Source organism: Pedobacter glucosidilyticus DSM 23534 (genome assembly GCF_000425145.1).
GTDB lineage: Bacteria > Bacteroidota > Bacteroidia > Sphingobacteriales > Sphingobacteriaceae > Pseudopedobacter > Pseudopedobacter glucosidilyticus.
Map to the genome: position 1 here is coordinate 182753 of NZ_KE384312.1, position 12629 is coordinate 195381.

Sequence of the window (12629 nt, forward strand, 5' to 3'; positions counted from 1 at the left end):
TATAAATGAACCCTTCAAACAAGAATTACCTCCAAATACACCCTCAGGATAATGTTTTGGTTGCATTACAAGATCTTCCTAAAGGAACCGTAATTGAACATCTAAAAGAAAATTTCATTTTGTTAGATGATGTTAAAGCTAAGCATAAGTTTGCCACAACCGCTTTACAACCAAATGATGAAGTTATTATGTATGGTGTACTTGTAGGAAAAGCAAATGAACATATTAATCAAGGTGCTTTGTTAACCATCACCAATGTTAAACACGCTACAAATGATTTTTCTTTGGGTAAAAGAAATACCAGCTGGACTTTGCCCGACACTCAAAAATGGCAAGATAAAACTTTTAATGGCTATCACCGTTCTGATGGTTCTGTAGGAACAGCTAATTATTGGTTGGTTATTTCTCTGGTATTTTGCGAAAATCGGAATATGAATATCCTGAAACAGGCCTTGGTAGATAAACTAGGCTATGGGAAAACTACCAGTTATCAATTAAAATCTGATATACTTGTAGAGTATTATAAATCAGGAAAAACGGTTGATGATATTTTAAGCATTAATTTCGATGAAATTAAGACTGATGAGCATAAAGCCAATCCATTATTCCCAAATGTGGATGGAATAAAATTTTTGACGCATGATTTAGGGTGCGGAGGCACACGTAACGATGCCAGAAATTTATGTGGTTTATTGGCCGGATACATCACAAATGCCAATGTTGCTGGTGCTACGGTATTAAGTTTAGGATGCCAAAATGCACAAGTAAGTTTATTAAAAGAAGAAATTTGTAAACGCGATGCGCATTTTTCTAAGCCTTTGTATGTTTTTGAACAACAAGTAGAAGGCACAGAAGAAAACCTTATCAATAAAGCTTTAAAGAGTACCTTTTGTGGTTTAATAGAAATAAATAAGTTAACCCGTAAACCAGCACCTTTAAGTAAACTTTGTGTCGGTTTAGAGTGTGGTGGTTCCGACGGATTTTCTGGAATATCCGCCAACCCGGCCATTGGTTATACTTCCGATTTAATATCGGCTTTAGGAGGCTCTGTTATACTGGCAGAATTTCCAGAGCTGTGCGGTGTAGAGCAAGAACTTGCAGACCGCTGTGTGGATGATGAAAACGCTAGCAGATTTATAAGTTTAATGAAATCTTATAATGATAAAGCAGAAGCTTTAGGCTCGGGTTTCTTCGCCAATCCATCACCAGGAAACATCAAAGACGGCTTAATTACTGATGCTATAAAATCGGCTGGGGCCGCAAAAAAGGGAGGTACTTCACCAGTTACTCAAGTTCTTGATTATCCTGAAAAAGTTGAAAAACCAGGTCTTGTTTTACTTTGTACACCAGGTAGTGATGTAGAAAGTACTACCGCAGTAGTAGGCGCTGGCGCAAATATCGTATTGTTTACCACTGGCTTAGGAACCCCAACCGGAAACCCTGTTGCCCCTGTTATAAAATTATCTACCAATACAGCTTTATACAAAAAAATGCCCGATATTATTGATATCAATTGCGGTTCTATCATAGAAGGGGAAGAAACTATAAAACAAGCTGGAGGAAGAATTTTAGAGTATGTTATAAAAGTGGCAAGCGGCGAGGAAACACCCAAATCTGTTAAACTTTGCCAAGATGATTTTATACCTTGGAAAAGAGACATCTCTTTATAAAATTGTGTAATCAAATTTATTCAATGAAGACATCATGAAAATTAAACTTAGTTATTTATTATTTTTTTGCTTATCCCTTCCATTTTATAGTACCCAAGCTTTTCAGCATGATGCTTATTTAAAAGTACAAGAAAATTTAAAACAAGGTTGGCATACCTATAACCATAGCAGTATTTTAAGTTATGTTTATATGCCCGGTAATTTTTCGGTTAAATTAAGCTTAAAAAGTAACAATATAGGCTTATATGGCTACATGGGCGATGCCTATATTTCAACAAAAGTAAAAAGACCAGAACAAGTATTTCCTATAGCTTATAGTGCAAACGGAGATTATAGCGAAGTTTTATTAACCTATGAGGGAATAGAAGTAAACATTAAATCTGCAAATATCAATGACGAATTATATTTGCTGGTTACCCCAATAAAATATAGTGGGCTTAAACCAACGATAGTTCTTGAAGGTGGTATCTTGTGGAATGCGGCTGGTACGGTGCAAAAAGATGGTCATACCATCATAGCCCAATTGCCTCAAAAAAAAATTCAGGTACAGGCAACTCAACAAGCAACAAAATCTATCTTACCTATCAATAACCCTTATCTGGCTTTTGACATGGAAGGAAAAATTGCTTTTACAAGCAAAGCCCACTTAAGTTTAGCCAATATAGAACAAGCTATTGAAACTGTTAAGTTAAAACATCAGAAAAGCTTGGAACAGTATAAAAACCAAGCAGAAATGGTTAGTATCATTCAAAATGCTATTGGTTTTAATACTACATATGACCCTTTGAATGATAGGGTTATTACACCCGTAAGCAGATACTGGAGCGAATCATTTGGAGGTCCGTTTGTATTGTTTGCCTGGGATACCTATTTTGGAGCATACATGGCTTCACTTTTTAATAAAGATTTAGCCTTTTCTAATGCCATAGCTATTACCAAGAGCTTAACGCCAGGCGGTTTTGTACCTAACTATACTTCCGGAGAAAATAGAATGTCTGCCGATAGATCTCAACCCCCTGTTGGTAGCACCATGATTAGAGAAATATATAGAAAACATCCAGAAAAATGGTTCTTAGAATACGTTTTTGATGATCTATTAAGTTGGAACAATTGGTGGGTAAAGAGTAGAGCTACCTCAGAAAATTTATTATGTTGGGGTTCAGATTCCTTAGGAGATGCATCAGCAAATACTTGGCAAGCAGCAGCTTACGAATCTGGTTTAGATAACTCACCCATGTTTATCGATGTTCCATTTAATAAGAAAACACACTTAATGGAGCAAGCAGATGTTGGCTTACAAGCACTATTTATTATGGATTGCGAGGCTTTGGGAGACATCGCCCAAATACTAGGCAAACATAAAATTGCTAAACAATTAAAAGACAGAGCAGCTATTTATAAAAAGGCATTAGGTAAATTATGGGATCAAGAAACAGGGCAATACTTAAATTACAGAACTGATATTAAAGCGTTTAATCAGGTAACTTCCCCAACAAATTTTTATCCTTTACTCATCAATTTACCTAAACAATCACAGGCTGATAGGATGATTAGTCATCTGCAAAACCCCGAAGAATACGCTGGAGATTGGATCATACCATCCATACCTAAAAATAATAAGTATTATCAGGAACACGACTATTGGAAAGGTAGAGTATGGGGTCCATTAAACTTATTGGTTTATTTAGGTCTGAGGAACTATAATACCACTTACAAAGCAGAATTGGTTGAGAAATCTGCAAAATTATTGGTAGACAATTATAAAGCAACAGGGGGCTATGTTTACGAAAATTATCATGCTATAGCAGGAGTAGGTAGAACCCCAGATGAAATCATCAATCAATCAGATAATTTTTACCATTGGGGCGCATTGCTAGGTTTTATTTCTTTAATAGATGAAGGTTACATGGGTAAACCACTTCAAAAGATAAGTAAATAGCCTAAATAGATATTTTGTAGATAAATATTAGTGATTTGATTTTTTTTAATGGATTTAAATTTAAAAGATAAGGTAGTTATAGTTTCGGGCGGAGCTAAAGGTATAGGCGAAGGAGTTGTAAGAGTTTTAGCAAATGAAGGCGCAATACCAGTAATTATAGGTAGGAATATTGCAGATGCTAATAAAGTAGTAGAAAGTTTATCAAGCGCTGGTTATCAGGCTTTTGCTGTACAGGCAGAGTTAAGCTCGCCAGAGGAGTGTAAAAAATCTATTGAAGCTGTAGTGGATAAATTTGGTAGAATTGATGGCTTAGTAAACAATGCAGGCGTTAATGATGGTGTAAATTTAGAACACGGTAGTTATGAGAAATTTATGGCATCCTTACATAAAAATTTAGTGCATTATTATCTTCTAGCGCATGAGTGTTTACCTTATTTAAAAGAATCTAGCGGTAATATTGTTAATATAGGCTCCAAAACAGCCGAAACAGGGCAAGGCGGAACATCAGCTTATGCTGCCGCTAACGGAGGTAGAAATGCCTTAACCAGAGAATGGGCTGTAGAACTTTTAAAATACAATATCAGGGTAAATGCAGTTATCGTAGCAGAATGTTATACCCCCATGTATGAGAGCTGGATTAAATCTCTTGAAAACCCCGAAGAAAAACTAAAAGAAATAACCAATACCATCCCTCTAGAAAACAGAATGACAACAGCAGAGGAAATAGCAAATATGGTGGCTTTTTTATTATCTGAAGTATCAAGTCATACCACTGGGCAACTTATCCATGTAGACGGAGGCTATACACATTTGGATAGAGCATTGAATAAATTAAAGTAAAACATTAGAGTTTCTAAAATTTATTTTCTTGCTAATTTATTGATTATGAGTTTTTTATTTAAAGTTATGAGTTTAATGCGGATGTCTAAAACCTATCCAGTTAGGGTTTTAGTAATGATATTTTTAATATGGAGTTATGGTTCTGCAAGTAACGCTCAATATAAAGATGATGATGTTAGTTTGGCTGTTTTTTTAGAACAAGACGATAAAGAACCATTACTAGTAGCTGAGATAAAAAAAGATAACAGCAATATATCAAAGGTTGTTGATGGTATAAGAGTGGCTATCTCCGTTACAGAAGCTAATAATCAAATTCGGGTAAATGTAATTGCTTCTGCTAAAGAAAAGAGGAATGCATTTATTACACTCAGATTAACAACTAACTCTGGAGAATTTTATAGTTATTCTGGCATAGAAAATAAGGAGAGCTTATTTAGGCAAAGCCCTCATGACCCGATGAATCATGTTTTTCCTAATTTAAAAGCTCAGGCGGTTCCAATGGTAGCCGTTAAAATAAAGGATACTTATACAACACTAATTAGTGATGCACCAGCTTTCTATGATAATTACACAACGCAATATATTAACCCTAATAAAAATATAGCTTCAATTTCTTCTGGAGATAACGGTAAAGATTTTTCTAATCTTAAACCAGATGCTATTATAAAATCATATTATCCCGAATTAAATAAGCAAAAGTCACATCATTTTAATGCTATTATCTTTAAATCTAAAAACATAGATAACTTAAATGATTTGCGAGAGGAAGTTTTGAAAAATATTACTACGCATTGGGGGGATAAAAGTGAAATTAATAGATTTTACGCCACTTCATTTGGCTCTAATTACATGCACTTGCGAAAAAATGAAAAGAATAATAGCGAGTACTGGATTGTTCCTGGAATTGAGTATAGTAATAAACAATACAGTAGAGATGCTTTCTGGCAATCCATGATTTTACCCCCAAAATTTGAAGCAGAATGTTATAAAAATGAAGCTGTTGATCAAACTCCAGGGGCAGAACGTCCGCTTTTTGCACTAATTTGGGCTTATCGCATAGCTAAAAACGGAGGAAAACCCAACTTACAAGCCGCTAAAAATAGCCTTAAATACATTGAGGAGCATGTTCGTAATGGCAAATATTATGCTGCAAACGACCCAGTAAAGAAAAATTACCAATCTTGGTATGATTTAGTTGCTTTTGAGGATGATGATGTCATAGCTTATAATCAAGGGTTACTTGCTGTAGCTTTAATGTCTGCTCAAGAACTTGGATTAAAATCTCAGATACCCTTAGAATTAGTTATATCTAATTATAAGAATATGTTCAATAAAAAAGGGTACTATCCATTAAGTGAGCAAAAAGATATCATTTGTTTAGATGCAACCATTGGAGATTTACTAAGTCAATTATTATTTGATAAAAAGCTTTTACCTGATGCTGATGTACAACAATCTTTTGCTACTGCAAAGAAACTTTTAAAGACTCCATTTGGATACAAAATTACTGCAAAACCAAATGGAGCTTACGCTTCTTATGATGATTATACAGTTCCGAATTTTAAGGTAGATGTTAGTGAAGGCGGAGGAATAGGTAATTACCAATGGGGAGGTTCGTGGTATTTATATGATATGTTATTTTTAATTAATGCTTATTTACATGATAGTCCAGGGGCTTTAGAAGAAGTTTTATGGAGAGGGAAATTGGATTTTGATTTAGGTGGTACTTATTTCGAATATAATAATACAGTAACAGGTAAATCCTATAAAGCTAATCAAGGATGGAATGCAGCTATATATTCAATATGGAATTCATTAATAAATAAAGGGCTGGCAACTGATAAATTATTCGAAGTAATTAACTCAAACTAGATATAAGTTAGGATGATAAAACTCATGAAAAAATTGTTTTTTAGCCTTTTATTGGCTTTTTGTATTAGTCTTTTTTCTTATGCACAGCAAGGGACTGTCATCAAAAACTTATCCTTAAAAAGTAACATCTTAAATAAAGAGATGAAATATGCTGTTTATTTACCAGCTAATTATGATAAAGAGGATAAAAAATATCCTGTTTTATATTTACTACATGGTTACGGTGATAACGAAAATGCTTGGATTGATAAAGGTAAAATAGTGGATGCTTTAAACAGTCAAACATTAGCTAATCTTAATTTTCCGGTAGTTATCGTTATGCCCGATGCTATGAAAACATATTACATGAACTTTCACGATGGTTCTGTAAAATATGAAGACTATTTTTTTAAAGAGTTTATTCCGTATATAGAAAATAACTATAGGATAGAAAAGAAAAAAAATTCTAGAGCAATATCAGGTTTATCTATGGGTGGTTTTGGCTCTTTTTTATATGCTATCAAATATCCAGGATACTTTAAAGTAGCAGCACCTCTTAGTTCTGCAATAAGAACAGATGAAGAATTAGTGAGTATGAAAGATTCTCTTTATAACCGTTCTGCTTATGCTTCATTATTAGGAGCTAACTTAAAAGGGAAAAAAAGGCTTAATAAAACTTGGTACCAAAACTCCATCATTAACCTAATAGAACGTGGCCAAATAGATAGTTTAAAAAGTGTGAAATGGTATTTAGACTGTGGAGATGATGATTACTTGATAAATGGAAATATCATGACCCATTTGGCATTAAAGAAAAGAGAAATTCCACATGAGTTAAGAATAAAAGATGGTGCTCATAATTGGGCCTATTGGCAAGCAGCATTTATAGATGTTTATCAGTTTATTTACCAAAATTTGAAGTAGTTTATGCTTTCAACAAAATATTACCTTTACTTATTTACGGCTTTGTTATTCCTATTTAAAACTGCAAAGTCTCAAGATTTATTTGCAAAACAAAAAGAAGCGTGGTTAAAAATTGCCGAGCAATACCAGCCAAAGCTTGAATATGAAGCTGTAGCACCTAAAAGTATAGTTAATATTGTAAAGGATGAAAATGCTTTTCAAGGGTACAAAGCTGTTAAGGTTAATGGTTTAGATAGTTTAAACCACCAGTCTTTCAATAAATTAAGCCAGGTAATTGTTGATTTTGGCGCTCACTACACCGGTTACTGCGAAATAGATTTTAAAATATTAAAAGGTACTGCTGATGCACCAACTAGGCTAAAATTTACTTTTGGCGAAGTGCCATCAGAAATTATGGCCGTGACAGAAAAATACACTGGCGTACTAAGTAAAGGCTGGACACAAGAAGAAATCATCAATATAGAAAGTATACCTTACCAATTAAAATTACCAAGAAGAGTAGCTGGCAGATATTTAAAGATAGAGCTATTGGGCGCTTCGCCGTGGTTTGAATTTGCTATAGATAAAATAACCTTAAATACCACAACATCTGCCTCGGGTTGGGCAAATCAATTCAGGAAATTTGATGACCCCTTAATCACCAAAATAGATAGTGTAAGCGTACTTACTTTAAAAGAGTGTATGCAAACAGTTTTTGAAGATGGCCCTAAAAGAGATCAAAGATTATGGATAGGCGATTTATACCTGCAAAGTTTGGCTAATAATTATTCTTTCAAAAGTCACGATTTAACCAAAAGAAGTTTGTATTTATTAGCCGCTTTAAGTGATTCATTAGGTTATTTACCTTCCAATGTATTTGAGAAACCTTATCCGCATGCACAAAAAGGTGCTCATATTATAGATTATAGCTTACTCTATATCGCAACTTTAAAAGAGTATGTAAGCTTTTCTAAAGATTTAAATACCGGAAATGATTTATGGCCTTTAGCTTTACATCAGTTTAATTATTTGATGAAATTTGTAAATCAAGAAGGTAAATTTAATTATGCAGAGGCCAATAAAAATGGAGGTTCTTTTTTTGATTGGCATCCAGATTTAGATAAAGAAACTGCCACACAAGCCATCTTAATTTTTGCAGCAAAAGAACTTATTTCTTTGGCAAAAAGTTTAGATAAAGTAAAAGAGGTAGAAGCTATTCAAGCTAAAATATCACTTTTAGCCAATTATTTAATTAGCCATAATTTTGACGAAAAGCAAAGGCTTTTTGTAAGTGGAGCGAAAAATCAGGTTTCTTATGCTTCGCAAATTTGGGTTGTTTTGGCTGATATTTTACCTAAAAAAACAGCTAAAGAAATTCTGATAAATGTTAGCCGTTATAAAAATGCTGTAAAACCAGTTACTCCTTATCTGCACCATTATTATGTACAAGCATTAATCAATACCAAGCAAAATGCGGCAGCAGCAGAGCTGTTAAAGCAACATTGGGGCAGTATGATACAAAAAGGAGCAGATACTTTTTGGGAAGTAAATGTGGTGGATAATGATTTTTCATCGCCCTATAATTTCTATCCTATAAATAGTTATTGCCACGCTTGGAGTTGTACACCTATGTATTTTATAAGAAAGTATCCAGAAATTTTTCAAAAGAGTAAATAGGCTGATTCCAGAAATTTTTATCATTTCTTGTACAAAAAGTTTAAAAAACTGCCAATTCTAATCATTTTTTAGTAAAGCTTACTTTTTAGATTTGAGCCATAAACCTTGATGATGCTTTACAAACTTCGTTTAACTTTTGTACTTATTGCTATTGGTTTAAATATAGGAGTTCAAGCTCAAGACTTTATCCCAATACTTAAAAAAAGAGCCTATTTAAACAATAGTTATCAGAAACTTCTTAAAGTAACAGATACTTTAAAAATTGCCTTTATAGGTGGTAGTATAACAGAAACAAATAAAGGCTGGAGAGACCAAACCATGCAATGGTTTGCGAGTAAATATCCAAACGCTAAGTTTAAACAAATAAATGCGGGTTTAAGTGGTACAGGCTCATCGCTAGGGGTTTACAGGATAGATGAACATGTATTAAACCACCAGCCCGATTTGGTATTTATAGAATTTGCTGTAAACGATTATAAAGCGTCAAAACATCATATTTTAGAAGCTTTTGAAGGCATGGTTCTGAAAATCAAGAAAGCTAATCCTAAAACAGATATTTGTTTTATTTATACCTTCTCAGAGGCCATGTTAGAGAGCTATGAAAAAGGCTTTTATCCTAACTCCATTATCGCAATGGAAGAAATCGCAAGCCATTACAATATCTCATCAGTAAATTTTGCGCCAGATATTATCCAAAGGATAAAAAATAAAACATTGGCTGTGATTGGGCCAAAGCAGCATCCAGATAGTACTTACTTCTCCTCAGATGGTGTTCATCCTTATGAAAATACAGGACATCTGTATTATACGCAAACCTTAACCAAGGCTTTAGATAAATTATTAAACAAAGGGAAGCGGTTTAACTCTAAAAAAGACATTTACTACTCTGCTCAATTGGAAAAAGCAAAAATGACTCATCTTGAAACGCAGATGTTTAATGGTATAAAGGCAGAAATTCCTCCGCCTAAATTTTCATCCTTGATACAAAATATTTTCGCCTTAAACCAAGTAGAAGACCTTTTACAAATACAATTTAAAGGAGATAGAATTGGTTTTATGGATATTATTGGACCATCATCAGGAACATTAAAAATAAAAATTGATGATCAAGAACCCCAATATATCACCCGTTTTGATAGATTTTGCTCCTATGAAAGATTGCATTGGTTTATTATTGATGGCCTAGCGCCAGATATTCAGCATAGCATCAGCATAAGCTTAGCCCCAAACAGGATAGATAAAGCAAGAATTTTAGGTAAAGCCACAGATACTGAAGATTACAAAAAAGAAACTTGGAGAGTTGGTAAAATTTTAATGGTAGATAAATAATTAGTAAAAATGAAAATATACAAAATAACAGACGGTATCGTAATTGAAGATGAGAAAAACAATTACTATTTAACAAAAGAAGAAAATTTTGATCAGTTCATCAATCAGGAAAATTTATATAATTTTCTTGAGAACAAGATTGCAGGTTTAACACCTTTGATAGACACAAATTTCCAATCTCAAATACAAGCGCCATTGGCATCGCAAGAAGTTTGGGCAGCAGGGGTAACCTATCTTAGAAGTAGAGATGCAAGAATGGAAGAATCTCAGGAAGCTGCAGGGGCAACATTTTATGATAAAGTTTATGATGCAGAAAGACCTGAGATATTTTTTAAAGCTACAGCACAGAGGGTAGTAGGTACCAACCAAAAAGTAAGAATAAGAAAGGATTCTACCTGGAATGTACCAGAGCCTGAATTAACATTATTGGTTACATCAAGTGGTAAAATTGTGGGTTATACCATTGGTAATGATATGAGCTCTAGAAGTATAGAGGGCGAAAATCCGTTGTATTTACCGCAGGCAAAAGTTTATGAAAAATGTGCTGCTTTAGGGCCATGTATTTATGTTCCTAAAGCTCCTATCTCGCCAGAAACAAAAATCAGTATCATCATTGATAGAGGTGGGAATACATTATATCAAGATAGTGTTCAAATAAGTCAAATGAAAAGGAAACATACCGAGTTGGTTGAGTTTTTATTTAGAGAATGCGACTTCCCTTATGGATGTTTTTTAATGACAGGTACATGTTTGGTGCCACCAAATGAATTTACTTTAGAAAGCGGAGATGAGATAAGTATCTACATAGAAAATATTGGAACACTTAAAAATAGCGTAGAATAATGGATATAACTGGAAAACATCTTATAAATGGCGAATTTGTAGCTAGAGGAAATACAAGTTTTAACGCCCATTTTGCCGACGGAGATAAAAACTTAACGCATAGTTTTTACGAAGCTACCTTACAGGAAGTAAGCGATGCTTGCAACGCTGCACAAAAAGCTTTTGAAGCGTATAAGCTTAAAAGTGATACCAAAAGAGCAGAGTTTTTAGAAGAAATAGCCTTAGAAATAGCAGCATTAACCAAACCTTTGGTAGAAACTGCACAAAAAGAAACTGGTTTGCCAGAGGCAAGACTAAACGGAGAAATTGGGCGCACCACTTCGCAGTTAAATTTATTTGCCAAATTATTAAAAGATGGACATTGGGTTAATGCGATTATAGACGAAGCCCAGCCAGAGCGTTTACCTTTGCCAAAAGCAGATATCAGAATGTTACAAGTACCACTAGGGCCGGTTGCAGTTTTTGGAGCTAGTAATTTCCCTTTTGCATTTTCTGTAGCAGGCGGAGATACCGTTAGTGCTTTAGCTGCAGGTTGTCCTGTAGTGTTTAAAGCACATCCTGCGCATCCTGCAACTTGCGAGATAGTAGCACAAGCGATAAAGAAAGCAATCATCAAGTGTCAAATGCCCCTTGGCGTATTTAATATGCTGCAAGGACAAACCCACGAAACGGGTGGTGCTTTAGTTCAAAATGATTTGATTACCGCCGTAGGTTTTACAGGTTCTTTCAAAGGTGGAAAAGCCCTTTATGATTTAGCAACCAGAAGAGCATGCCCTATACCCGTATATGCAGAAATGGGGAGTGTTAATCCTGTATTTTTTCTTCCAGGAATTTTGAAAGAAAAGAAAGAAGAACTAGCTAAAGGCTTAGCAGCATCTGTAACCTTAGGGGTTGGGCAGTTTTGTACCAATCCGGGTTTGTTTGTAGTAGAGCAATCAGAACAAGCAGATGGTTTTATCAAACAAACAGCCTCAGATTTGTCAAGTATTACCTTAGGTCCCATGCTAACGCCAGCGATAAAAAAGGCCTTTATAGATGGTATTCACCACATCAAACAAGAAAATGGTGTAACCAGCCTTACACAGGATGCACAAAATGCAGAAGTAAGACCACAGTTATTGCTTAGTCAGGTTGATACGGTTATCCGAAACGAGAAAATAATGGAAGAAGTTTTTGGCCCATCTACTGTAGCTGTTAGTGCAGCAAATGTTTCAGAGGTGATTAAATTTGCTAAATCATTAAAAGGACATTTAACGGCTACCGTATTTGGTACAGATGATGATTTAAAACAATATCAGGAGCTTATCCATATACTTCAACAAAAAGTAGGAAGACTAATTTTTAATAATTTCCCAACTGGGGTTGAAGTTACGCATGCCATGGTACATGGTGGTCCATATCCTGCAACAACTGATGCTCGTTCTACATCAGTTGGTACAACAGCGATATATAGGTTTACAAGACCATTATGCTTCCAGAATTGTCCAGATGACTTGTTACCCGATGCCTTAAAAAGAGGAAATCCTTTAAATATTATCAGAACCGTAAACGGAGTATCATCTAAAAATTAAAGCTTA

At 34.5% G+C, this 12629-nt stretch carries 9 protein-coding genes; all 9 read left to right on the forward strand.

The window, feature by feature from the left end; translation table 11 throughout:
• Positions 1-5 precede the first annotated feature (5 nt).
• Positions 6-1670, forward strand: a complete 1665-nt coding sequence (locus tag H510_RS0115255) for a UxaA family hydrolase (RefSeq protein ID WP_026905097.1) — start codon at positions 6-8, stop codon at positions 1668-1670.
• A 34-nt stretch (positions 1671-1704) separates the two neighbouring features.
• Positions 1705-3609, forward strand: a complete 1905-nt coding sequence (locus H510_RS0115260; RefSeq protein WP_026905098.1) for an MGH1-like glycoside hydrolase domain-containing protein — start codon at positions 1705-1707, stop codon at positions 3607-3609.
• 48 nt (positions 3610-3657) lie between these two features.
• Positions 3658-4449, forward strand: coding sequence for an L-fucose dehydrogenase (locus H510_RS0115265; protein WP_026905099.1), 792 nt, complete (start codon positions 3658-3660; stop codon positions 4447-4449).
• 45 nt (positions 4450-4494) lie between these two features.
• Positions 4495-6321 carry a hypothetical protein gene (locus H510_RS0115270; RefSeq protein WP_026905100.1) on the forward strand — a complete coding sequence of 609 codons (1827 nt, stop codon included), beginning with the start codon at positions 4495-4497 and terminating at the stop codon, positions 6319-6321.
• 24 nt (positions 6322-6345) lie between these two features.
• Positions 6346-7224, forward strand: coding sequence for an alpha/beta hydrolase (locus H510_RS0115275; protein ID WP_026905101.1), 879 nt, complete (start codon positions 6346-6348; stop codon positions 7222-7224).
• 3 nt (positions 7225-7227) lie between these two features.
• Positions 7228-8880 carry an alpha-L-rhamnosidase-related protein gene (locus H510_RS0115280; RefSeq protein WP_026905102.1) on the forward strand — a complete coding sequence of 551 codons (1653 nt, stop codon included), beginning with the start codon at positions 7228-7230 and terminating at the stop codon, positions 8878-8880.
• A gap of 108 nt (positions 8881-8988) precedes the next feature.
• Positions 8989-10209 carry an SGNH/GDSL hydrolase family protein gene (locus H510_RS0115285; RefSeq protein WP_026905103.1) on the forward strand — a complete coding sequence of 407 codons (1221 nt, stop codon included), beginning with the start codon at positions 8989-8991 and terminating at the stop codon, positions 10207-10209.
• A 9-nt stretch (positions 10210-10218) separates the two neighbouring features.
• Positions 10219-11052, forward strand: coding sequence for a fumarylacetoacetate hydrolase family protein (locus H510_RS0115290; RefSeq protein ID WP_026905104.1), 834 nt, complete (start codon positions 10219-10221; stop codon positions 11050-11052).
• Positions 11052-12623, forward strand: coding sequence for an aldehyde dehydrogenase (NADP(+)) (locus H510_RS0115295; RefSeq protein WP_026905105.1), 1572 nt, complete (start codon positions 11052-11054; stop codon positions 12621-12623). The genes H510_RS0115290 and H510_RS0115295 overlap by 1 nt, the downstream gene beginning before the upstream one ends.
• Positions 12624-12629: the final 6 nt, after the last annotated feature.